Consider the following 23,393-nt stretch of genomic DNA (forward strand, 5'->3'; position numbering starts at 1 on the left):
GAGCGCCCCGTCGACAGGTACAATATCGGGTTTGCAATGACATCTGGGAGGCCTGACGTGAATTTCATCAACAAGCTTGCCGCGGCATGGACCCGCAACGACTCGCTCCTGTGTGTCGGCCTCGATCCCGACCTGGCGCGCCTGCCGGCGCACCTGAAGGATGAACCGGACGGCATCGTTCGCTTCTGCAAGGCGATCATCGATGCCACCGCCGACCTGGCCTGCGCCTTCAAGCCGCAGATCGCCTATTTCGCCGCCCTCGGCGCCGAAGCGCAGCTGGAAACGATCTGCCGTTATTTGCGCGAGGCCTATCCGCACATCCCGCTCATCCTCGACGCCAAGCGCGGCGACATCGGCGCCACCGCCCACCAGTACGCGCGCGAAGCCTTCGACCGCTACGGCGCGGATGCCGTCACGGTCAATCCCTACATGGGCTTCGATTCGGTCGAGCCCTACCTGGAGTGGGCGGATCGCGGCGTGATCGTGCTGTGCCGTACCTCGAACGCGGGCGGCTCGGATCTGCAGTTCCTGAACGTGGAGGGCAAGCCGCTGTACCAGCACGTGGCACGCCTGGTCGCCGAGAAATGGAACCGGAATGGCCAGTGCGCCCTTGTGGTGGGCGCTACCTTCCCTGAAGAGCTGGCGCAGGTGAGGGCGATCGTCGGCGAGATGCCGCTGCTGGTGCCCGGTGTCGGTGCCCAGGGTGGGGACGTGGCCGCCACGGTGGGCGCAGGACGCACGGCAGCGGGGACGGGGATGATGATTAATTCCTCGCGGGCGATTTTGTATGCGGCGCTGGCCGAGGGGGAAGATTTCGCGGCGGCAGCACGGCGGGTGGCGCAAGAGACGCGGGATGAAATCAATCGGTATCGGGGGTAAGACAACGACGAAAGCGGTGTGCCGGCCGGGTGGGGCTGTTGCCTGCGGCGCAGGTGGTTCGCATCATTCGCATGGGCACGGGGTGCCTCGGCGGCCCCGCCCACCCTACAGGAAACGTTAGTGGCCAGATCGTGCAAACCCCATGCTTTTGCATGAACCTGCCGATAGCGCCTCCCGTAGGGTGGGCACTTCGTCATGATGGCCCCCGGCCATCATGACTGCCCACGCGGATCGTAGAAACCGTTAGCAGCGCAGGCAACAGCCCCACAAGCGTCAATATACCGTCAGGGCGAGCATCGCCCCACGTCAATACCTGCTCGGCGCAATCATCTCCACATACTCGTACAGCTGCCCCAGGATTTCCTCGGCGCGCTCGTCCGCCGTCTCCGACAGCGCATCGATCTCCCCAAACAACTGATCCACCGTTCGCGCACCGCCGGCGCCGTCGAACAGGCGCGCCGCCCGATGCGCTTCCCACTCCTCGGCTTCGGCTTCGCTCAGGGTATGCGGGAAGTTGCGGGCGCGGTAGCGGCGCAGGAGTTCGGCCAGGCGTTCGTCGTCGAAAGAGGGGCGCACGGTTGCAAACTGCTCGGGCGTCTGCATGCGCAGCGACTCGAGCTTGCGGCGGTCGTCCTTGCTGACGAAACCGCCGTACAGGTCTTCGTCGACATCGGTCTCGCTGGCCGCCGCCGGCTTCTGGAAGACCTGGGTCCAGGTGGCAGCCATGTCCGGTCCGCGTGCAGCCAGCGCGGCATGCGCGCGGCCCTGCTCGAGGTCGATGTTCCAGCGCGCGGCCATGGCAGGGCTCAGCGTCTTGAGGTTCCCCACCAGCATCGGCGACTTGTTCAGGTGCACGCTCTTGATCGGCAGCCGGGTCACACCCTCGGGCAGGTCGGCGCTGCGCGTGAACATGCGCTGGCGGATGGTGTCGACGTCGAGCCCGAATAGCTCGGACGGATCGTGGCGGCAATCCCAGACCAGCACTTCGTTCTTGTTGCTCGGATGCTGGGCCAGCGGATAGACCAGGCCCAGGCAGCCGTGCTCGACCGGAAACATGCCGGACACGTGCAGGAACGGCTGGCGCTGCTCGCGCTCGAAATGCAGGCCCATCTCGGCGGCAACCTTGTCCTTGCGCCGTAGTTCGAGGCAGAAGTCGAACAGGCGCGGCTGCGCCTTGCGGAGCAGGCGGGCGAGGGCGATGGTGGCGCGCACGTCCGACAGCGCGTCGTGGGCCGCCTCGTGTGCCAGGCCATTCGCGCGCGCCAGGTCTTCCAGCCGGAAGCTCGGCCGTCCGTCCGGGTGGCGCGGCCATTCGATGCCTTCCGGACGCAGCGCGTAAGTCATGCGCACGACGTCGAGCAGGTCCCAGCGGCCGCAATTGTTTTGCCACTCGCGCGCATACGGGTCGAGCAGGTTGCGCCAGAACAGGAAGCGGGTCACTTCGTCGTCGAAGCGGATGGTGTTGTAGCCGACGCCGATCGTGCCAGGCTCGGCAAAGGCCGCCTCGATCTGGCGCGCGAACTCGTGCTCGGGCACGCCTTGCGCCAGGCACTGCTGCGGCGTGATGCCGGTGATCAGGCAGGACTGCGGGTCGGGCAGGTAATCGTTCGCCGGCTGGCAGAACAGCATCAGGGGCGTGCCGATTTCGTTCAGCTCGGCATCGGTACGGATGGCCGCGAACTGCGCCGGACGGTCACGGCGCGGCTGCGCCCCGAAGGTTTCGTAGTCGTGCCAGAGGAAGGTGTGAGTGCTCATCGATTCTTGGAGTGGTGGTGCCCCGCTTGGGTGCCCGGATTGTCGGGCTACCCATGCGATACGTCAATGGCCAGAATCGGCAGCACCGTGTGTCACAGGCTCACGCAGTTGCGTCCGGCTTCCTTGGCGCGGTACAGGGCGGCATCGGCCGCGTCGATCAGGCTCGTTTCGTCGCCGTTCGGGTCAAGCACGGCCACGCCGAAGCAGGCCGTCAGGTGCGGCATCGGCACGCGCATGTCGGGGAAGAGCACGGCTTCGCGCATCTGCTTGCACAGGCGCTCGGCCACCATCTGCGCCAGCTCGGCTGTCGTTTCCGGCAAGACCGCCATCAATTCCTCGCCACCATAGCGCACGGCGAAGTCCGAGGGGCGCAGGCCGTCGCGGATCACGTTCGCGGCCGCGCACAGGGCGGCGTCGCCGATCAGGTGGCCGTGGGTATCGTTGAACTTCTTGAAATTGTCGAGGTCAACCATGAGCAGGGCCAGCGGACTGCCCTGGTTGCGCGCCCGCGCCACCAGCTTCGGCAGCATGTCGGCCAGCCAGGTGCGGTTGTACAGGCCCGTCAGCGTGTCGTTCAGCGACAATTGCCGGTAGAACTCGCCCAGCTTCTGGCGCCGGCGCAGCAGCGCGTTGGCGGCGCGAATCCGGAACGACAGCAGGCGCAGCAGGTTGCGCGCGACGGCGTTCGAATGGTCGATGAGTTGCCAGGCCAGCTTCGATTCGATTACCAGCAGGCGCGTGTCTTCCACCGCGCGCACGGCGTCGAGGTTGGCGGCATCGTCCAGCACCGACTGTTCGCCCACGCTCTCGCCATGCAGGATGCGGGTGATGTGGCCGTCGGAGGTGCCGGCATGGCCGTCGGTCTCGACTTCGAGCATGCCCGACAGCACGATATACAGCCGCGCCCGCACCGTGTCCTCGATGGCCTCGCCCGCGTTCAGCTGCACCACCTCGCAGTCGGCCAGCGCCGCGGCGGCTGCGGCCATGTCCGCTCCGCGAAACAGTTCGAGCTCGTCGACCGGGAAACCTGCATCCCGAAAAGTACCGATATGTTTCAAAACGCATTCCTCCGCTGAGTAGAGCCGATGCTTCATTCGCCCCCTTGATGGCCTGTCCGGCTGGCGCAGTGCCATCGAGATTGCATGATAAACCATCGCGCCGCTTCGGCTCCGCTGGTATTTCAGAAACAACAATGTTCCAATGTCGGGATGAATCCGACAAACTTCCCGGCCCCAGGGCCGCAATCACCCCACCTGGTCGACGCCCTCGGCCAGGTCCACGTGCCGGCGCCTGGTGCGCGCATCGTCTCGCTGGTGCCCTCGATCACCGAACTGCTGTGCGACCTGGGCCTGGCGCCGCAGCTGGCCGGGCGCACCGGCTTCTGCATCCATCCGCAGGAGGTCGTGGCCGCGATCCCGAAAGTGGGCGGCACCAAGGACGTTAACATCGAGAAGATCCGCAAGCTCGCGCCGACCCACCTGGTGGTCAACATCGACGAGAACGAAAAGCCCACCGTGGACGCGCTGGCCGCTTTTGTTCCGCACATCGTCGTCACCCACCCGCTGGCGCCGCGCGACAACCTGGCGCTGGCACGGTTGATGGGAGCGGTATTCGGTGTCGAGGCGGCTGCGGAAACCTGGTGCGCGGCGTTCGAGGCCGAGTACGCGGCACTGCGCGCACGCCCTCCAGGACCCGCACGCACGGTGCTCTACTGTATCTGGCAAGACCCGTGGATGAGCGTATCCGGCGACACCTATATCGCGCGCATGCTGGCCGAGCTCGGCTGGCAGGTGCCGCAACTGGGGAACGATGCACGCTACCCGCGCTTTTCCTGGTCCGACGAACTCGTGGCCGGGCTGGATGCGGTGCTGCTCTCGACCGAACCCTACCGCTTCACGCAGGCCCATGCCGATGCGCTGGAAAAGCAGATCGGTATCCCGGTCTTCCTCGTCGATGGAGAAATGATGTCCTGGTACGGCAGCCGGGCGCTGGCCGGGCTGCGCTACCTGCGCGAGGTGCGCGCGATGGTCGAGGGGGAGCGGGGGGACTGAAGCGGCAAGGCCGATTCCGTCCCGCCGGCTTTCCCGGTGCTTACATCCCGCTGGTCAGGTTCTTGTCCGCGGCGGCATCGATGTCCATCGGTGGCGCTTCGCGGCGGCTCTTGTCGGCCAGGCGGCCGAGGGCGCTGTCGAGGGCACGCTTGAGTTTGCTGCCGGCCTGGGTGATGGCCTGGTGCAGGTTGACGGCGTGCTCATGCACGACGACCGGGGCATAGCCGGTGACGTGGGCTTCCATCATGCAATAGTTGCCGCCGTCGAGCTGCTTCTGGCTGTTTTCGTTGGAAAGGTGGACGTCGACGCGGTGGACGTTGTCTTCGAAACGGCCGATCGAGCTTTTCACCACGGTTTCGACGTGCTCGTCCAGGCCCTGGTGTTTATCGATGGTGCGGTCGGTGTTGACAGTGATTTGCATAGATAGCTCCGTAGTCAGAAATCTTGTAGCCGATCTTACACTTTTTGCCATTTTCAAAGAATACCGCACGGTTACAACGAGGCCTGCTCCGACAAGCGCGCGGGCATTTTTTACCGTCAGGCCTGCTGGCGGGCTGCCTGCTCTTCTTTCTCGTGGTGCGGAAAACGGTCCATTTTCGACAGCACCGGGAACAGCACTGCCCACAGCCCGGTCACGGCCAGCGTCGCCGCGCCGCCCAGCAGGATGGCGCGCACCAGGCCGAACCAGCCGGCCGTCACGCCCGACTCGAATTCGCCGAGCTCGTTCGACGCGCCAATGAAGACCGCGTTCACCGCGCTGACGCGGCCGCGGATCTCGTCCGGTGTTTCGTATTGCACCAGCAGGTGGCGTACGTAGACGCTGACCATGTCGCCGGCGCCCAGCAGGAACAGGGCGCCGAGGGCCACCGGGAACTGGCCGGTCCAGCCCAGCACCATGGTGGCCACGCCGAACACGGCGACGCCGCCGAACATCCAGGCGCCGACATGGCGGCGGATGGGCGCAAACGCCAGCAGCACCGAACAGACGGCCGCGCCCGCGCCCGGCGCCGTGCGCAGCCAGCCGAGCGCGGTAGGGCCGGCATGCAGCACGTCGTGGGCATAGGCGGGCAGCAGGGCGGTGGCGCCGCCGAACAGCACCGCGAACAGGTCGAGCGAGATCGCGCCCAGCACGATCGGGCGCGAACGCACGAAGCGCAGGCCTTCGAGCAGCGTGTGCCAGCTGGCCGGCGCGGTGGCTTTTACCTGAGGCGCGCTCGTGGTCGAGGCCATGAGCAAGGCGGACACCGCCAGCAGCACTGCCGACAGCGCATACACGACGGTCGGGCCGAACACGTAGAGCAGGCCGCCGAGCACGGGGCCGGCGATCACGGCGACGTGGAAGGTCGACGAAGCGAGGGCCACGGCCTGGCCGAAATCACGGTCCGGCACCGGGTTGCGCAGCACCGCCTGCGAGGCCGGCATCATGAAGGCACGCGCGCTGCCGAACAGCACCAGCACCGCGAACACGGGCCAGACCACGTGGCTGCCGCTGGCGGTAAAGGCCAGCAGCAGGGCGCTGACCAGCAACTGGACCCCCATGCAGGCAACGATGATGCGGCGCCGGTCGTAGCGGTCGGCCACGTGGCCGGCCCACAGGATCAGCACCAGGAAGGGCGCGAACTGGGCCAGGCCGATCAGGCCGAGGTCGAACAGGCTGCCGGTGATCTGGTATACCTGCCAGCCGACGGCGACGCTCTGCATCTGGACGGCGAGGGTGCCGAGAAAGCGCGCCGACAGGTAAAAGGAGAGGTTACGGTTGCGCAGGACGCCGAGGCCGCGCGAGGGGGAAGACAGGGACATGAAGGAAGTGCGTTGCTGGCTGGGACCGTCCATTGTGCCTGAATCGGCGAAACACCGCAGGTCGCAGGGTAGGCGGCTCTACCCGCGCTGCTTGAGCCGACACGGCAGCGGCGCCGTCTGCGCGTTCAACGCGCGGGCGAACAGCCGTAGGGTGGGCGCCCCGTGCCCACGCGGACGCGTGCATTGCGTTTAAGCTATTTGACTCGTATTTCCGATCACAACCGCCGTGTCAACGCAATCATCTGTTCGACTACGGCGTGGGCACGGGGCGCCCACCCTACGAGACCGAGGCGGCACCTGCGCCGCCCACGCGTTCAGCGCACGGACGCGTCGAGACGCCGGATTTATTCCGCCGCCAGGTCCGCCTCGGTCGTGAACGCATCGGCATAAAACTCCTCCGCCGGCAGGCCGCATTGCGCCGTGTATTGGCTGCGCGCGGCGTCGACCATCACCGGCGCGCCGCAGGCATACACCTGCCAGCCCGAGAGGTCCGGAATGTCCTGCATCACGGCGGCGTGTACGTAGCCCGTGCGTCCGCTCCAGCCATCTTCCGGCAGCGCGTCCGAAATTACCGGGATATAGGTGAAGTCGGGCAGGGTGGTGGTCCAGGCTTCGCACAGCTCGTGCATGTACAAATCCTGCGGACGGCGTCCGCCCCAGTACAGGCGCACCGGGCGGGTGGACTTCAAATGCATCAGGTGCTCGACCAGCGCCTTCACGGGCGCGAAACCCGTGCCCGACGCGAGCAGCACGATCGGCTTGCTTGATTCCTCGCGCAGGAAGAAGGTGCCGAGCGGGCCTTCGAAACGCAGGATGTCGCGCTCCTTCATGGCGCCGAACACATGGTCGGTGAACAGGCCACCCGGCAGGTGGCGGATGTGCAGCTCGAGCGGGCGCTCCAGGCTCGGCGCGCAGGCCAGGCTGTAGGCGCGGCGCTTGCCGTCTTTCAGCAGGAATTCGACGTACTGGCCGGCGCGGTAGGCCAGCGCTTCGCTGGCCGGCAGCTGCAGCGTGACGATGGCGACATCCGGCGCCGCGCGCGTGATCGACTGCACCCGGGTCGGCATCTTGCGGATCGGGTAGTCGCTGCTGCCGCCGACCTCGCGCGCTTCGATGGTCACGTCGCCCTCGGGCACCGCGCAGCAGAACAGCGACATGCCCTGCAATTTTTCCTGTTCCGACAGCGCGCGCGCCTGGTGCGGCTTGTGCGCGACCACGCCGTCGACCACCTTGCCCTTGCAGGAACCGCAGGCGCCGTTCTTGCAGCCGTAGGGCAGGCCGACGCCTGCGCGAATGGCGGCTGCCAGCACGGTTTCGTCGTCCTCGCAGGCGAATTGGGTGCCGCTGGGCTGGACAGTGATCTGGAACGTCATACAATCCTCAAAATGAACAACAACAATAAATTGGGGCGCCCGCGCCTCTTGCTGGTGGGTTGCGGCGACGTCGGCATGCGTTTGCTGCCGCTCCTGTGTCCGCGTTTCCGTGTCTTTGCCCTCACGCGCGAGCAGGCACGGGCGCCGGCGCTGCGTGCCGCCGGGGCGGTGCCGGTCGTGGCCGACCTCGACCAGCCGGCGACGCTGGCGCGCCTGCGCGGACTGGCACACTACGTCGTCCATCTGGCGCCGCCCCGGCCTGAGGGCGCGCGCGACCTGCGCACGCGCAGCCTGGCCGCCATTCTACCCGAGGGGGCGCGGCTCGTTTATGTCAGTACCAGCGGTGTCTATGGCGATTGCGGCGGGGCGCTGGTCGACGAAACGCGCCCCGTGGCGCCCCGCAATGCGCGTGCGGCGCGGCGGGTCGACGCCGAGCGCGTGCTGCGCGACTGGGCCAGGCGCAGCAAAGGCAGCGTGGCGATCCTGCGCGTGCCGGGCATTTATGCGCAGGAGCGCCTGCCCTTGAAACGCCTGCGCGAAGGCACGCCGGCGCTACGCGCGGAAGACGACGACGTACACGAATCATATCCATGCCGACGACCTGGCGCGCATCGTCGCGCTGGCACTGGCGCGCGCGCGTCCTGGGCGGGTGTACCACGCCACCGACGACACGCGCTTGAAGATGGGCGATTATTTCGACGCAGTGGCCGATGCCTTCGGGCTGCCGCATCCGCCACGCCTGCCGCGCGCGGAACTGCGCGCGGTCGTCTCGCCCATGCAGCTGTCGTTCATGTCGGAATCGCGCCGCCTCGACAACACGCGCATGCGCCGCGAACTCGGCGTGCGCCTGCGCTATTCGCACGTCGGGCACGCCCTGGCGCAATGGGCACTGATAGAATAGCGCCCCTCCCAAAATCATTCACGACGAGTGCACACCATGACGACCATGACCTACGAAGCCTTCCTCGACGAAATCACCACGCTGCTCACCGAAATGTACGACCTGGACGACGAGGCGGCGATCAAGCTGGTGGTCGATGCGCAGGCCAACGATTATTTCGTGGCACACGACGACCATGACGCCATGCGTACCGTCGAGCAGGCGAAGAAGGAAGCCGTCGCCCTGTTCGAAAGCAAGCAGAACAAGACGCAAACCCAGGTGCGGCAGCAACTGCGCGCGCGCCACAAGAAACCATGATGTTGCAAGCGAGCATCGGTAGCGAAAAAACCATGCTTGTTGCTTGAGTAAAAACTATCTTTCCTATTATCATTGCCACCCCGCGAATATCGCCATATAAATGGCGCATTTTCCAGCCCGCAGGCCAATTTTTCACGACGAATCGACAACTGTGAAAAATTTATGCAGGTTTGTGACATTTGGAAAGAATTTAGATGCCGATCAGAAGGTTGCCGGAAGGCGCACAATATGACCCCAACCGTGTGCTGGATGCCATCATCCTGAAAACGGGTTTGAAGAACGACGCGGCGCTGTCGCGCGCACTCGACGTGGCACCGCCGGTGATCAGCAAGATCCGCCACAGTACCCTGCCGATCGGGGCGACGATCCTGTTGCGCATGCACGAGATCAGCGACTACAGCATCCGCGAACTGCGTTCCCTGATGATTGCGCCGGAAACGCTGGGCCAGTCGGCCTGAGGGGAGGGCCGGCGCATTGCCGCCGGCTGCGATCTGGACAGGATGCGGCAGGGCGGGGCCCTGCCGACAGCGACGCTCAGGCTGCCTGCGCGATGGCGCTCTGCGCCGCCGCAGCCGAGCCAATCGGCGCGCCGCACCACGCGGTCTGCACATCGGCTGCCTTGGCCACGGGCGCACCGCACCATGCCGTCTGCGCATGCGCCGCCTTGCTCACGGGCGCACCGCACCATGCCGTTTGCCCATTGGCTGCCTTGCTCACGGGGCACCGCACCATGCGGTCTGCGCATTCGCCGCCGCCTTGCCCGCCTGACTCACCGGCGCACCGCACCACGCCGTCTGCGCATTGGCTGCCTTGCTCACCGGCGCCCCGCACCAGGCCGTTTGTGCATTCGCCGCCGGCTTGCCCGCCTGGCTCACCGGCGCACCGCACCAGGCCGTCGCCATGTTCGCCGCCTTGCCCGCCGGGGCACCGCACCATGCGGCCTGCACAGTGCCCGCCGTGCCTGCCGGGGCACCGCACCATGCCGTCTGCGCGCCGGCGGCACTGATGGCCGGTGCGCCGCACCAGGCGGTCTGCACGTCCGCGGCCTCGACTCCCGTTGCTGCGCCGTACCAGGGGTTGTTTGCCGCTGCCGTCCCTGCGGCGCCGTAGTCCAGGTCGTTCGCCGGCTGAGCATGCAGGTAGTCTTCGCCGAAGGTCGACTCGTACAGGTCGCGCATGCGCTGCCCGGCTTCCTGCTGGACTTCGGCGCCGTCCTCGCCTTCCATGCCGACATACGGATAGTGGTGCAGGAAGTAGCCGAAAGCCTGGTCGCAATCGCGGGCATATTTCATCGTGTCCAGGATGTGGTAATGCCAGAAGGTATCGACGTCGACCAGGGGCGCAGTCTGTTCGTTCGGAAAAGCCTTCATCAGGTAAAGGAAGCGGCGGTATTCGATTTCCATCGCATTCGCCTTTTCCAGCGACCAGCCTTCGCCGGATTGTTTGTGCATCAGTTTGACCTTGATTGGGCTCAAGTCCAGGGCGGCGATCAGGTTGAAGTCTTTGTTCGAGATCATGATTTATCCTTTAGTTTTGGTGACTACATCGTTATTTGTATTGGTGGTATGCGCTGTGGGAAAAGTCATGCTGGCAGATGATCCGGCCCTCCTCCTCAGTTGCCGTCGTCGTTATTGACGAGAAGCATTGATATGGATTCTCTACCCCAAGCTTCCGGATTTCCTTGACTAAACTCAACTTGAGTGACGTCAACTAATTTCCTGTGGTAAAGCTGCCTAAAGGCTGTTGAGGGCGGGGTTGGGCGCGAGGGAGGAGGGAGCGGGCGCGTAGGCCACGGAGATGAGGTTGTCGGCCGCGGGGATGGAGACGTGGACCGTGGTGCCGGCGCCCGGCCGGCTGGTGATGACGCACTTGCCGCCGAGGATGCGTACGCGCTCTTCGATGCCGACCAGGCCGAAGGAGCCGGGCTTCTGGCCGCCGCCCGTTTTCAGGCCAATGCCGTTGTCGCTGACCGACATCGAGATCGCATCCGGGTCGAGCGCCAGCTCCACCCGCACCGCCGTTGCACGCGCGTGGCGCGACACGTTGGTGAGCGACTCCTGCAGGATGCGAAACAGCGTGGTGGCGCAGCGGTCGCTCACGTGCAGGTCGTGATTGTCAGACACCAGTTCGCAGGGAATGCCGGTGCGGCGCTGGAATTCGGTAATCTGCCAGTCGACCGCCGCCGTCAGGCCCAGGTCGAGCACGTTCGGGCGCAGGTCGTTGATGATCTGGCGCACGCTCTTGATGGTGGCGTCGATCTGCTCGAGCATCCACTGCGCCCGCGCGTGCAGCAGCGGATGGCGCTCATTGGTGCGCGAGGCCAGCAAGTCGACTTCGATGCGCAGCGCCAGCAGGTTCTGGCCGAGGTCGTCGTGGATCTCGCGCGCGATGCGCTTGCGTTCGCTTTCCTTGATGGTCTCGGCATGCGCTGCCAGGCGCCGCAGGTTGTCGTTGGTCTTCTGCAGTTTCGCTTCACTGCCGCGCAGTTCGCCGGTCATCTCCTCGGCCAGTTCGATGGCACGCCGGCGCGAGGAACTCAAGGTCTGGAACAGCGCATACAGCAGGGCAGTCCCGGTCACGCCGGCCAGCATGGCCACCCAGGGAAGCAGGCTGTCGATCTCGGAATACAGGCTGCGCTTTTTCACGCTGAAATCGATGTCCCAGCCGCGCCCGCTCACGCCCACCGGCAGCAGGGCGTGAAACACCCGCCGTTCGTCGGTCTCCATGCCGGGATGGTTGTCGAAGAACACGCGGCGCCGGTACACGCCCGGCGGCCCGCCGGGTTCCTCGACCGGGCTCATGCCTGAAATCATCAGCCTGGTGGCGTCTTTCGGCATGTTGTCGAGCACGCCCTGGGCCAGGCGCTGGACGGAAAAGCCGATGCCCACCGAGCCGATGTAGGCGGCGCGCCGCTGGGCGACATCGGTGAGCGGCGTGTTGGCGCGGTACACAGGCATGCGCATGCCCAGGCCGCTCGCGGTCGACTGGATGCGGACCGCCGTGCCCGAGGTCGAGGGATCGCCGGTATCGCGCGAATAGGCCAGCGCCAGCGCGACGGCCGGCCGCGCGTGCAGGTCCATGCCGATGCGGCCGTTCCAGTACTGGCCAGGCTCGATGAAGGTGAGTACCGTGTATTCGGCACGGTGGCCCGGAGGCATGATCCTGAAGCCGGGCAGGTCCTGGCGCATCTCGGCCTCGAAGGCGGCGCGTTCGCTTTCCCGCAGATGACGGGCGAAATTCACGGTTTCGATGCCCGGGAAATGCCTGGCGAGATCGAGCCCGTTCACGTACTGGCGGAACTGCTCGCGCGTCACGTGCTCGGTGGTGAGGAAGAGGCTGGAGGTGCCGCGCAGCAAATCGGCATAGGTCTTGATGCGGCTGTCGAGGATCGACTGGACACCGCGTGCCATGTGCCCGAAACGCTCGCGCGCATCGTTTTCGATGGCCTGGCTGGTGGTGACGTGCAAGGCCACGCCCACGCCGAGCGAGAGGATCGCGCCCAGCCATGAGCCCAGCTTGATCGCGCCGATCCTGGAAATCCAGTTGTCCGCCGATTTCATCGTCATCAGAATACGCTTCGTTCTTGATTTTAGTCAGAATCGCGCAGACGGCGGGGACTGGAACCTGGCAGGACTGCTAGTTGTTTTTTTTGCGTGAAAAGACGGGAAAAATCCCGCCGCGGAAGGAGCCTCCGGGGCGGGATGTGTTCGCTACAAAGCATGGGCGAGGCGCCACGCCGGCAATTACTTGCCCCAGCTATCCTTCAGCGTGGTCACCCGGTTGAACACCGGCTTGCCTGGTTGCGAATCGACCTGGTCTGCCACGAAATAGCCGTGGCGCTCGAACTGGAAGCGCTGCTCGGCAACGGCTGCGGCCATGCCGGGTTCGAGGTAGGCAGTCACGGTTTCCAGTGCGTTCGGATTGAGCAGGGCCTTGAAATCCTTGCCGCCCGCGTCCGGGTTGGCGTCGAGGAAGAGCCGGTCGTAGAGGCGCACTTCGGCTTCGATGCTTGATGCCGCGCTGACCCACGTAATGTTGCCCTTGACCTTGTAGTTGTCCGCGCCCGGCGTGCCCGACTTCGAATCGGCGAAGTAGTTCACGTGCACGGCTGTGACTTTGCCGTTCTCGTCCTTGTCGTAGCCGGTGCACTCGACCACGTAGCCGTACTTCAGGCGCACGCGCGAACCAGGCTGGTCGCCCACGGGCGGCGTGAAGCGGAAGTAACCCTTGGTCGGGGTTTCCATGAAATCTTCCTGCTCGATCCACAGTTCGCGCGTGAACGGGAAGGTGCGCACGCCCCATTCCGGATGGTGCGGGTGGACCGGCGAGCTGCACTCGTGCGCTTCGCCTTCGGGGAAGTTATCCACGATCAGTTTCAAAGGACGCAGCACGGCGATCGCGCGCGGCGCTTTCGGATCGAGGTCGTCGCGCAGCGCGCCTTCCAGCGTGCTCATGTCGATCCAGCCGTCCGCCTTCGACACGCCGATGCGCTCGCAGAACAATTGGATGGATTCCGGCGTGTAGCCGCGGCGGCGCAGGCCGACGATGGTCGGCATGCGCGGGTCGTCCCAGCCGGAAACGATGCCCTCGTCCACCAACTGACGGAGTTTACGCTTGGACATGACGACATAGGTCAGGTTCAGGCGCGACATCTCGTACTGGCGCGGTACCGGCGGCTCGAAGAAACCGCCTTCGGTCGCGGTGGCGACGAGCCAGTCGTAGAAGGGACGGTGGTCCTGGAATTCCAGCGTGCAGATCGAATGGGTGATCGACTCCATCGCATCCGACAGCGGGTGGGTGAAGTCGTACATCGGGTAGATGCACCAGTCGTCGCCCGTGCGGTGGTGGTGCGCATGGCGGATGCGGTACAGGGCCGGGTCGCGGTTGGTCATGTTCGGGGACGACATCGCGTCCTCGCTCATCTTCGCGCGCAGGATGTGCTCGCCGTCCTTGTACTTGCCGGCCTTCATGTCGCGGAAGATCTGCAGCGACTCCTCGACCGGGCGATTCCGGAAAGGCGAATTCGTGCCGGGCGTGCCGAAGTTGCCGCGGTTCTTCGCCATGTCTTCGGCGCTCTGGCTGTCGACGTAGGCGACACCCTTCTGGATCATGTACTCGGCGATCGCGTACAGCTTGTCGAAGTAGTCGCTGGCGTAATGCAGGTATTCCTGGCCGCCTTGCTCCCACGAAAAGCCGAGCCACTTGACGCTGTCCATGATGGTGTCGACGTATTCCTGGTCTTCCTTTTCAGGATTGGTGTCGTCGAAACGCAGGTGGCAGCGGCCGTTGTAGTCGCGCGCCAGGCCGAAGTTCAGGCAGATCGATTTCGCGTGGCCGATGTGCAGGTAGCCGTTCGGCTCCGGCGGGAAGCGGGTAATGACCGGAGGCATGCCTTCGCGCGCGTGGATGCCGGCCGCCAGGTCGTTGTCGATAATGGCGCGCAGGAAATTTGACGAGGGCGCATTCGCCGACGCCGCCTTGTTTTTCTCGTTGCTCATGGAAAGAGGAGTGTGTATGAAAGTTGCAGGCATTTTACCGCAGGCAGTGCGCCAGTGCCCCGCCTATGTGGTGGAGCGCACGGTTCGCTCAGTATGCAGTGCCCATACTGGCCGGATAGGCGGACGCCAACTGCGCCTTGCAAGCCGTCAACACCAGTGCATGCCGCCCGGCGCCGCTGTCATGTTGGCGTTTTATATAGGATAATGGCCGTTTTGCCGTTTTCCGGGCCTGACGCCAGGCCCTCTGCCGGAGAGTTCCAAAAGTGGAAAATTTATACGCGATCCTCGGCGTCGCGCCCAATGCCAGCGACGAAGAGATCAAGAAGGTTTACCGTTCGCTGGCGATGCGCTACCACCCCGACCGCAACCAGGCGCCGGGAGCGGAAGCACGCTTCAAGGCCGTCAGCAAGGCCTACGAGGTCCTGTCGGACCCGGCCAGGCGCGAGGAATACAACCAGAGCGTGAACCACCGCATCGTGCTCGATGCCGAGGCCGAGGCCTTCGAGCTGTGGCGCTCGCTGTTCGCGCTCAATGGCGTCACGCTGCAGGCCTGAACCAGGCGGCCCGACTTACGCAATCACAGGAATAACAATGAAACGAGTACATCCCGAATTCGCTTACCAGTCGCGTGAACTGGAAGGCCAGATCGACGGCACGCTGGGCGATCCGCCGAACCGCAAGAACTACGACATGATGGTCGAGGCCCTGGTGTCGGAATACGCCGGCGGTTCCGGCATCGACGACGTCAACCTGATGGCCTTCGCCCTCGTTGACAAGATCAAGTTCCTCGACCCGAAAGGCCTGATGCGCGAGGCGGCCGATTACGCCGGCGGCGACCCCGCACGCGTGTTCGCCATGGCCGAGTGCCAGGGCGAGGACGGCGCCGCCATGTACGCGGCCATGACCGACAACCACCCCGAGCTGGCGCGCCAGGCCATCATCACGGCCTTCCTCTACAAGCACCAGCAGCGCTGGGAAGACGACGACCAGTCGCTCGATCAGCTGGCCGAAGGCGACGAGGGCGACGAGGATGACGACGACATGGACGGCACCGCGGCATCGGACGACTTCACGCAGATCTTCGACGGCGAAGGAGAACGCGAATGAGTGACAACGACAAGGCCAACCTGCCGGCCTTGACCCGGCAGATCAATGAACTGGTGCTGGCCGGTTCGCTGCAGCACGCCGAAGAGGCGTTCTCGAAAGCCGCCGACGAGCACGGCGACTATGCCGTGGCCGAGGTCCTGTCGACCTTGCCGCCGCAGGTCACCGCGCTGCACCTGGCCGGCTTCGACGGCGCCAAGACTTCGCTGGCGACCATGCTGGTGCCGCCCAAGGCCTGGGCCGAGAGCCTGGCCTACCTGGCCGCCACCTGGCCCGACAACATGATCGAGGACGACCCCGAGCGCATCGCCGAGGGCCTGTTCAACCACGTGCATGGCATCGTCTACGCGAACGACGACGAAGACCGCCGCCACGAACTGCTGCAGGAAGCCTCGAGCACCGACCATGGCGCCACCGTGTTCGCCATCCTGTGGTCGCTGGCGCCAAAAGAGATCATGGAAGTGGCCGGCGAGATCAACACCAAGGGCCGCTACGTGACGGGCCAGACTTCGTCCGACAGCGACATCGTGCCCCTCGCCATCGACCTGGCGAAAGCCAGCGAAGACGGCTGGGAGCGTTCGCTGATCGAGCTGTTCCCGGACTTCCGCCACAGCGCCGAGATGGCCGACGCCGAGTTCCCGGACGACCCGGACGAAGACCCGGACTTCCATCAGCGCTCCACGCGCGACCTGCTGTACCGCCTGCGCAAGCAGGTGCCCTCGGTACGCACCCTGCCGCGCCGCAGTACGCGCAAGAGCATGGGCACGGACATCTTTTCGTGAGCGGGGATCGCCAGAGCATGCTCCCTGCCATCGTCATCGAAAGGTTGCCGCGCCTGGTGCGGGCGATCAAGCTGTTGCCGGAGCAGGCCAACGCCGACGAGGCGATCGGCCTGGCCGACGAGCTCTCCGGCGTCACCGCGATGGTCTCCGAGAAGTTCACCAACGACCGCACCGCCGAAGGCATCCAGCGCGCGCTGATGCTGACCGTCGGCGGCATCTCGCTGGGCCTGGAACACTTGCTGGCCGAGGAGGGCGACGACAGCGATGCCGGCGCGCTCGACATCCTGATCGACGAGGGCGCCGAGTACGTGTTCCAGGCGGGCTTCCGACTCGTGCGCGAACTGTCCGCGCTGCCCGAGGACAGCCTGGTCGGCGAGTACGACCTGGACCCGGTGTATTCGCAGCGGCGCCTGAAGGAGCTGTTCGTCGACCTGTGCACGGCTGACCCTGGCGAGAGCTGGACCGGCTACGAGCGCTACCAGGGCCAGCTGCGCCAGCGCCTGGACGTGCAGGCGATCGTGAACGCCGCCAAGTGGCTGCGCAAGCACCACTACGAGGGCCCGGTGAAGGACCCGGACATCAATGCCGAAGGCGTGATTGCGATGGCGATCATCTTCGCGGTCGACGGCGGCGGCGTGATCGTCGCGCGCGCCGGCCAGAAGGCCTTCGAGAACTTCGTCAAGTCCGTCCGCAAGAACCAGCCCGACTTCGAAGCCGGCTGGGCCGCGCTGCTGGAAAAGGTACCGGCCCCGCACCGCGCCATCATCGCCGAACGCATCGCCAGCTACCGCGACACCTGCAGCGTGCTGAAGAACATCCACACCAAGGCACCGATGAAGCAGCTGGTCGCCGAGATGGAAAACTACGCGGGCTCGGAGCTCGACACCGAGTACCCGTAGGGTAGGTGGGGCATTTCGGGCCGATGGCCCGGAATGCAAACGCCTACGCGTTCAACGCAAGCAGGCATTGCCGATAGGCCGCCGTTGTAGGGTGGACGGGTCCCCCGTCCACGCGTTCAACCTCAAGCTCGCACCATCTATACCGTAGGGTAGGCGGGTCCCCCGCCTACGCGTTCAATTCGCGCTCGCATTATCGATCCCCGTAGGTCGACGCCGTTGTCGAGTCCCCTGTTCTCGATAACCCCACGCGAACGCGCGCATCCGGCAACTGCATCCAACCGATCATCACGCCCCGTCAATACGCTCACAAGCGACGAGGTGTCCGCCGATACCCACGCCAGTTCTCCGTTATCATGGCCTGTCCCGCACCCGGATTCACCCATGTCTTCTCCCGCCATCGCCGCCGGCAGCCCTGCATTCAAACGCGTCAACCGCGCCATGGCCTTCGGCGGCTTCTCCACTTTCGCACTGCTCTACAGCGTCCAGCCCCTGATGCCGCTGCTGGCACGCGACTTCGCCCTGACCCCGGCGCAAAGCAGCCTGGCACTGTCGATCTCCACCGGCGCACTGGCCGTCTCCTTGCTCGTATCGAGCGTGCTGTCCGAGCGCTTCGGCCGCAAGCCCCTGATGGCCGCCTCCATGCTCAGCGGCGGCCTGCTCACGCTGCTGGCCGCCTTCACCCACGACTATTCTCAACTGCTGGTCCTGCGCGCCCTGATGGGTTTCATGCTGGGCGGGATGCCCGCCGTGGCGATGGCTTACCTCAGCGAAGAGATCGAAGGCGGCTCGCTCGGCCTGTCGATGGGGATGTACATCAGCGGCAGCGCCTTTGGCGGCATGACGGGACGCGTGCTGGCCTCGGTCATCAGCGATTTCTGGTCCTGGCGCTCGGCATTGGCGGTGATGGGCGCGGCCGGCCTGTACGCGGCCTGGGAGTTCTGGCGCAGCCTTCCCCCCTCGAAGCGCTTCCGTCGCGGGCAGGGCGGCTTCGGCGGCCTGTTGGATGGCCTGCGCCGCCACCTGCGCGACCCCGGCCTGCCCTGGCTGTTCGCCTTGTCTTTCCTGCTGATGGGGTCCTTCGTCAGCCTCTACAACTACATCGGCTACCGCCTGCTCGGACCTGAATTCAACTTGCGCCAGAGCGCCGTCGGCGCGCTGTCGATCCTCTACCTGCTCGGCATCTTCAGCTCCGTCTGGGCCGGGCGCCTGGCCGACCGCCTGGGCCGGCGCAATGTGCTGTGGCTGGTGATGTCGGTGATGTTCGCGGGCCTCTTGCTGACCCTGTTCAGGAACCTGGTCGCCGTCGTCGTCGGCGTCGGCCTCTACACCTTCGGCTTCTTCGCCTCGCACTCGGTGGCCAGCAGCTGGGTCGGCCGGCGCGCGCGGGCGCCACAGGCGCTGGCGTCGGCCTTGTACCTGTTCTTCTACTACCTCGGCTCGAGCGTGGTCGGCTGGGGTTCGGGCTACCTGTGGGAGCACGGCGGCTGGCTGGGCGTGGTGGGGCTGCTGGGGGCGATTCTGGTGATGGCCATGCTCATCGCATTGCGCTTACGTGTGTTGGCGCCGCTGGAACCGGTCGGGCCCGCGGCGCCGTGATCCTGCGAGTCAAAATTTAGCTTAAGCATTGATGCAGATCATGTCTGCAGGTGGCTTTCCCTTCTTGACCTTCGGTAACATCGTCGGCTGGCAAGTTTGCAGCTCGTGTCGGCGCCGTGGGTGCCGCGCGAGCTCTCTGCCTTCCGATTCGTCCGAACCGAAGGAGCTCTCCAGATGGCAACGATGGCATTGCCGGGCCGCGCATGAACGCGTCCGATTTTTCACTTTCGGCCCTGTTCGGTACGGGCCTCGGCCAGCACGCACGGCTCATTACCCTCACCACCCCGCAGGAAAGCGAGCTCCCTGAATCGTTGGCCGCCGAGCGGATCACGGGCCGCGAAGCGATCAACGAACTGTTCTGTTTCGAAGTCGATGCGCTGAGCACCTCGGCCGACCTCGACCTTGCGCTGTTTCTTGGCGAAGAGCTGCGCCTGGGCCTGCTGCAGCCCGACGGCAGCCGGCGCTTCTGGCATGGCCTGTGCACGGGCGCGGCGTGGATGGGCGCCGACGGCGGCGTTGCCCGCTACCGCTTGCGCCTGGAGCCGGCGCTGGCGCTGCTGGGCCTGCGTCGCGACAGCTACATTTTCCAGGACAAGAACGCGCGCGATATCGTCACCGAACTGCTGGCCGATTATCCGCAGGTGCGCTTCGATTTCGACATCACCCAGGCGCTGCCAGTGCGCCCCATCTGCACCCAGTACCGCGAAAGCGATCTCGATTTCTTCACCCGGCTGCTCGCACTAGAGGGCCTGAGCTGGCGCTTCGAGCACGCGCAGGAAGAGGATCAGGGCGGGCACCGCCTCGTCGTCTTCGACAGCGCTGCGCAGGCCCCAGCCACCCCAGGTGGGGCAGCACTGCGTTTCCACGGCGTGCGCGCCACCGAGGAAGACGACGCCATCGACGGGTTCGGTGCGCGCCGCAGCGTCGCGGCGAACGCGGTCGCCAGCAGCAGCTGGCACCCGGCGCAACTGCTCGCGCCCGCCGCCGAACAGCAGTCGATGCTCGATGCCGGCGAGCTGCCGGGTATGCAGGTGCATGACGGCAGTGGCGAGCGGCGCTTCGCCGACCGGGGCGCGGCTGACGCGCACAGCCGGTTGATGCTGCAAGCGCTGGAGCGGGACAACAAGGTGTTCAGCGGCGCCGGCGCGGTACGGCGCCTGGCCGCCGGTCACGGCTTCGCGCTCACCCAGCACGAGCGCTATCCCGAGGGCGAGAATGTCTTCACGGTGCTGTGGGTGGAGCACGAAGCACGCAATAATTTCGAGACCGGCATCGCCGGCGGCGAGCGTGGCGTGGAGAAGGGCAGCTATCGCAACCGCTTCGCCTGCGTGCGCGATACCGTTGCGATCGTGCCGGCAGCGACCGCGGCGCTGCGCCGCACGACGGCTCTTGGCGCGCAGGCAGCGCTGGTGGTCGGCCTGACCGACGCGGTTTCGACCACCACGCGCGACCATCAGGTGCGCATCCAGTTTGCCTGGCAGCGTGGCGCGTCCCCCAACTCCGGCGGAATGGCCCACGACACCGACGACGCCGGCTGCGCGCCAGGGAACGAGACATCCGGCACCTGGGTGCGCGTGGCCGAAGCACTGGCCGGGCCGAACTGGGGCACGCTCTTCACGCCACGTGTCGGCACCGAAGTACTGGTCGATTTCGTCGAGGGCGACATCGACCGTCCCCTCATCGTCGCCCAGCTCCACAACGGCGTCGACACGCCGCCGTTTCCTGCCGGCGTGGAGTCCGGCGCCGACCACGCTGGAACGCTGTCGGGCATCCACAGCCGCAACTTCGACGGCAGCGGTTTCAACCAATGGCAGCTGGACGACACGGCGGGACAGGTGCGCACGCGCCTTGCCACCAGCACCGCAGCTACCCAACTGAACCTGGGCTACCTGATCCAGCAAGCGCCGGGTTCAAGCACACGCGGTGCCTACCGCGGCAGCGGCTTCGAGCTGCGCACCGACGCCTGGGGTGTCGTGCGCGGCGGGGAGGGCGTGCTGCTGTCGACCAGCGCACGTGCGTGCCAGGGCTGCGGCGTGCCCTCGACGCAGATGGATACGCTTGAAGCGGTGTCGATGCTGAAGGGTGCGCAGGCACTCGGCAAGACCCTGTTCGACGCGGCCACACAGCAGGGCGCCCTGTCCAGCAAGGACGCGGAGAAGGCACAGCGCGCGTTCATCGAGCAGATCGATCCGAAGGCGAAGGGCAAGTATGCGGGCGCAGTCGGCGGCCAGCAGGCGCTCAAGTCGCGGGCGGGCAGCCGCGAGCTCGATGGCGCGGGGCCGGTCGAGAAGTTCGGTTCCGCGCTCGTGCTGATGGATTCGGCGGCCGGGATCAACTGGGCGACGCCGGCATCGACCGTGCTCTACGCCGGCCAACAATTAGCGTGGACCACGCAGTCGGATCTGCACCTGAGCGCGGCACATACGGTGTCCTCGGTTGCCGGCAGTGCCGCCAGCTTGTTCACGCATGCGGGGGGCATCCAGGCGATTGCGGCGAATGGGCCAGTGTCGCTGCAGGCGCATACGGATGGGCTGGAGATCCTGGCGGACAAGGAAATTACGGTGATTTCGGTGAATGACTGCATTGAAATCAAGGCCAAGGAAAAGATCGTGCTGCAGGCGGGGCAGTCGGCGATCACGCTGGAGGGTGGGGATATTACGTTTGCTTGTCCGGGGAAGTTTTCGGTGAAGGGGGGGAAGCATTTGTTTGACCAAGGTGCCAAGCAATCGGCTGAATTCCCTCATTTCCCGGAAGCGGGAGCTAAGCTGAATAACTTCATCGCGCTTAACTACCGGGATGCCAGCGGTGAACCGATGGCAGGCGTGGGTTACAAGATCAAGTTCGCAGAGGGCGTCGTCATCAGCGGAACGCTCGATCAGGCTGGAAATGCTCGTCACGACAATGTGCCCGAGAAGCCGATCTCTGCGGAGTACGAAGAGCGAACGCCGCTGCCTGATCCGCCCTGGGATCCCTTGACAGCGATGTTATCCAGAGCGGACAAGATGTTCGCCGGCTGAAAATCTCCCTGGAGTGCGATACATGAACGACGAGTTCGAAAACGCATTAGCGTGGTTTTGTTCTGCCCCTGCCCAATGGATCAAGGAGGGCAGGAACAGCTTGGCCGCCGGTGCCGAGTGGATCTGGGAAGTGCTGCAGGGGGACTTTAACGATAGCGCCAGCACCGCGCAGGTCGTAACCGGGACGATCATTTCCATGATTCCGTTTGTCGATCAGCTGTGTGACGTGCGTGATCTGGTCGCGAACTGCAAGAAGCTCGATGAAGAACCTTCGCAAAAGTGGCACTGGTTCACGCTCGCCTTGACCTTGATCGGGCTGATCCCTGGGCTTGGCTCGCTACTGAAAGGCTCCCTCAAGGTCATGTTTGCCGGAATGCGAAAGGCGGGTGCGGTCAGCGGCGTGACGCCACGCCTATCCTTACATCTCGACGAGGCTATCGTTCAGCTAAACAGATTTCTCGCCCGCCCAGAAATCGTGGCCGCACTGAAGGCCATGAAGTGGGACAACCCTCATCGGCTTCTTGCGATAGAGGTCAAAAAGCTCGCTGCGAAGGTCAACACCACCGCCTTGATCGGCGCATTCGACCACGTTGCCGGAGCAGGAAAGCATTTGCTGGGTCTGGTGACGAAATGGGGTGGCAGTACCGTAGCCTCGCACGCGACAGACCTTATCCGGAAGATCGATCAGGTACGGCAGGGAGCGCATTGCCATTTGACGGGGGCTGTCGGTCCCATTCGGAATGCGATGGAAGCGCTAGCGCGGCGTTTGGAGATACAAGCCGATATGGCGCACCGCGCTTACTTGAACTCGGTGAATCCGCATGCCTTTGCGAAGGTGTCTGAAGCCGAGGAATTAGCTGCTTTTAACAAAGGAAAGCCAGCTTGGGTCGATAGGACTCCAAGCGCGGCATACCCCCAGGTCGCTGTGCCGCCAAATGCCCCGCCGGGGTGGACAAGTACAGTGTCTGGTCCAAAACGTGGGCGGCATCCACTCAACAATGCGCACGAGACGTTTAACACCATTCAAGCGTTGACAATTCCGCCTGGGACAAAGCTGTACCGTATCGTCGATCCGACCTCTTTCGATAACAGCATTTGCTGGATGAGCGAGTCCGAGTTTAAGAAGCTGAAGTCGAAAGATGATTGGAGGCGACGCTTCGCTGTATGGGCAAACTGGAACAGCAATGGAGAGTTCGTTGTCTATACCGTTCCACCAGGATCAGGCCTGAAAGTCTGGGAAGGGGTAACCGCATCGCAACGGATGGAGAAGACCGATTTTGTCCTTGAAGGGGGCGCACGCCAGATAGTCGTCGACCCGTCGCATATGGATAAGTCCCATCTGAGTCCACGGCAAAAAACCGGGTGGGGATACGACGACTTAGGGACAAGCAATAGCCTAGTCGGGGTTCCCGTTCAACGCAACCACGTTCGCTAAGGAAAA

At 64.9% G+C, this 23,393-nt stretch carries 20 protein-coding genes and 1 pseudogene; 12 read left to right on the plus strand and 9 right to left on the minus strand.

All coding sequences use genetic code 11. The features are described 5' to 3' along the window. The first annotated feature begins 57 nt into the window (after window positions 1-57). Complete coding sequence (gene pyrF / locus G4G31_RS10615; RefSeq protein WP_182991391.1) at window positions 58-879, plus strand: orotidine-5'-phosphate decarboxylase; 822 nt, start codon at window positions 58-60, stop codon at window positions 877-879. A gap of 306 nt (window positions 880-1,185) precedes the next feature. On the opposite strand, the gene sbcB is transcribed toward pyrF, so the two are convergent. Continuing rightward, window positions 1,186-2,634, minus strand: coding sequence for an exodeoxyribonuclease I (sbcB, locus tag G4G31_RS10620; RefSeq protein WP_182991392.1), 1,449 nt, complete (start codon window positions 2,632-2,634; stop codon window positions 1,186-1,188). A gap of 92 nt (window positions 2,635-2,726) precedes the next feature. Beyond that, window positions 2,727-3,692: a GGDEF domain-containing protein gene (locus tag G4G31_RS10625; protein ID WP_182991393.1), complete on the minus strand. Its 966-nt coding sequence runs from the start codon at window positions 3,690-3,692 to the stop codon at window positions 2,727-2,729. A gap of 150 nt (window positions 3,693-3,842) precedes the next feature. Between G4G31_RS10625 and G4G31_RS10630 the strand changes: the two genes are divergently transcribed. Then, complete coding sequence (locus G4G31_RS10630) at window positions 3,843-4,685, plus strand: helical backbone metal receptor (RefSeq protein ID WP_182991394.1); 843 nt, start codon at window positions 3,843-3,845, stop codon at window positions 4,683-4,685. Window positions 4,686-4,725: 40 nt separating this feature from the next. Here the strand turns inward: G4G31_RS10630 and G4G31_RS10635 are convergent, their stop codons facing one another. From G4G31_RS10635 to G4G31_RS10645, 3 genes are all read right to left on the minus strand, one after another. After that, complete coding sequence (locus tag G4G31_RS10635) at window positions 4,726-5,106, minus strand: HPF/RaiA family ribosome-associated protein (protein ID WP_182991395.1); 381 nt, start codon at window positions 5,104-5,106, stop codon at window positions 4,726-4,728. 116 nt (window positions 5,107-5,222) lie between these two features. After that, window positions 5,223-6,485, minus strand: coding sequence for an MFS transporter (locus G4G31_RS10640; protein ID WP_182991396.1), 1,263 nt, complete (start codon window positions 6,483-6,485; stop codon window positions 5,223-5,225). A gap of 344 nt (window positions 6,486-6,829) precedes the next feature. Next, the gene (locus G4G31_RS10645) at window positions 6,830-7,858 is read right to left on the minus strand and encodes a CDP-6-deoxy-delta-3,4-glucoseen reductase (protein WP_182991397.1); all 1,029 of its coding nucleotides are present in this window, start codon (window positions 7,856-7,858) and stop codon (window positions 6,830-6,832) included. A 12-nt stretch (window positions 7,859-7,870) separates the two neighbouring features. Here G4G31_RS10645 and G4G31_RS10650 point away from each other — a divergent pair. From G4G31_RS10650 to G4G31_RS10660, 3 genes and pseudogenes are all read left to right on the plus strand, one after another. Next, window positions 7,871-8,759 (plus strand): annotated as a pseudogene (locus tag G4G31_RS10650) (NAD-dependent epimerase/dehydratase family protein). Window positions 8,760-8,804: 45 nt separating this feature from the next. Beyond that, window positions 8,805-9,056: a hypothetical protein gene (locus G4G31_RS10655; protein ID WP_182991744.1), complete on the plus strand. Its 252-nt coding sequence runs from the start codon at window positions 8,805-8,807 to the stop codon at window positions 9,054-9,056. Window positions 9,057-9,250: 194 nt separating this feature from the next. Next, on the plus strand, window positions 9,251-9,514 hold the full coding sequence (locus tag G4G31_RS10660) for a hypothetical protein (protein WP_182991398.1): 264 nt from the start codon (window positions 9,251-9,253) through the stop codon (window positions 9,512-9,514). A 76-nt stretch (window positions 9,515-9,590) separates the two neighbouring features. Here G4G31_RS10660 and G4G31_RS10665 read toward each other — a convergent pair whose 3' ends face one another. From G4G31_RS10665 to G4G31_RS10680, 4 genes are all read right to left on the minus strand, one after another. After that, on the minus strand, window positions 9,591-9,773 hold the full coding sequence (locus tag G4G31_RS10665; RefSeq protein WP_182991399.1) for a hypothetical protein: 183 nt from the start codon (window positions 9,771-9,773) through the stop codon (window positions 9,591-9,593). Then, the gene (locus G4G31_RS10670; protein WP_182991400.1) at window positions 9,770-10,573 is read right to left on the minus strand and encodes a glycine-rich domain-containing protein-like; all 804 of its coding nucleotides are present in this window, start codon (window positions 10,571-10,573) and stop codon (window positions 9,770-9,772) included. The genes G4G31_RS10665 and G4G31_RS10670 overlap by 4 nt, the downstream gene beginning before the upstream one ends. Window positions 10,574-10,789: 216 nt before the next feature. After that, complete coding sequence (locus G4G31_RS10675; RefSeq protein WP_229425506.1) at window positions 10,790-12,622, minus strand: CHASE domain-containing protein; 1,833 nt, start codon at window positions 12,620-12,622, stop codon at window positions 10,790-10,792. Window positions 12,623-12,799: 177 nt separating this feature from the next. Further along, window positions 12,800-14,554, minus strand: a complete 1,755-nt coding sequence (locus G4G31_RS10680) for a glutamine--tRNA ligase/YqeY domain fusion protein (protein WP_182991401.1) — start codon at window positions 14,552-14,554, stop codon at window positions 12,800-12,802. A 263-nt stretch (window positions 14,555-14,817) separates the two neighbouring features. On the opposite strand from G4G31_RS10680, the gene G4G31_RS10685 reads away from it, so the two are divergent. The 7 genes from G4G31_RS10685 to G4G31_RS10715 all read left to right on the plus strand — a co-directional run bounded on the left by G4G31_RS10685 (window position 14,818) and on the right by G4G31_RS10715 (window position 23,387). Further along, complete coding sequence (locus G4G31_RS10685; RefSeq protein WP_182991402.1) at window positions 14,818-15,108, plus strand: DnaJ domain-containing protein; 291 nt, start codon at window positions 14,818-14,820, stop codon at window positions 15,106-15,108. A 37-nt stretch (window positions 15,109-15,145) separates the two neighbouring features. Then, window positions 15,146-15,661, plus strand: coding sequence for a hypothetical protein (locus G4G31_RS10690; protein ID WP_182991403.1), 516 nt, complete (start codon window positions 15,146-15,148; stop codon window positions 15,659-15,661). Beyond that, the gene (locus G4G31_RS10695; protein ID WP_182991404.1) at window positions 15,658-16,440 is read left to right on the plus strand and encodes a hypothetical protein; all 783 of its coding nucleotides are present in this window, start codon (window positions 15,658-15,660) and stop codon (window positions 16,438-16,440) included. Before G4G31_RS10690 ends, G4G31_RS10695 begins: the two co-directional genes overlap by 4 nt. Before the next feature lie 17 nt (window positions 16,441-16,457). After that, a complete protein-coding gene (locus G4G31_RS10700; protein ID WP_182991746.1) occupies window positions 16,458-17,339 on the plus strand; it encodes a hypothetical protein in 882 nt (293 codons plus the stop codon). Window positions 17,340-17,720: 381 nt separating this feature from the next. Next, complete coding sequence (locus G4G31_RS10705; RefSeq protein WP_182991405.1) at window positions 17,721-18,935, plus strand: MFS transporter; 1,215 nt, start codon at window positions 17,721-17,723, stop codon at window positions 18,933-18,935. A 203-nt stretch (window positions 18,936-19,138) separates the two neighbouring features. Next, entirely contained in the window at window positions 19,139-21,952 is a 2,814-nt protein-coding gene (locus tag G4G31_RS10710) for a type VI secretion system Vgr family protein (protein ID WP_182991406.1), read from the plus strand. 22 nt (window positions 21,953-21,974) lie between these two features. Then, on the plus strand, window positions 21,975-23,387 hold the full coding sequence (locus tag G4G31_RS10715) for a hypothetical protein (RefSeq protein WP_182991407.1): 1,413 nt from the start codon (window positions 21,975-21,977) through the stop codon (window positions 23,385-23,387). Window positions 23,388-23,393: the final 6 nt, after the last annotated feature.

The sequence above is a fragment of the Massilia sp. Se16.2.3 genome, from assembly GCF_014171595.1.
GTDB lineage: Bacteria > Pseudomonadota > Gammaproteobacteria > Burkholderiales > Burkholderiaceae_D > Telluria.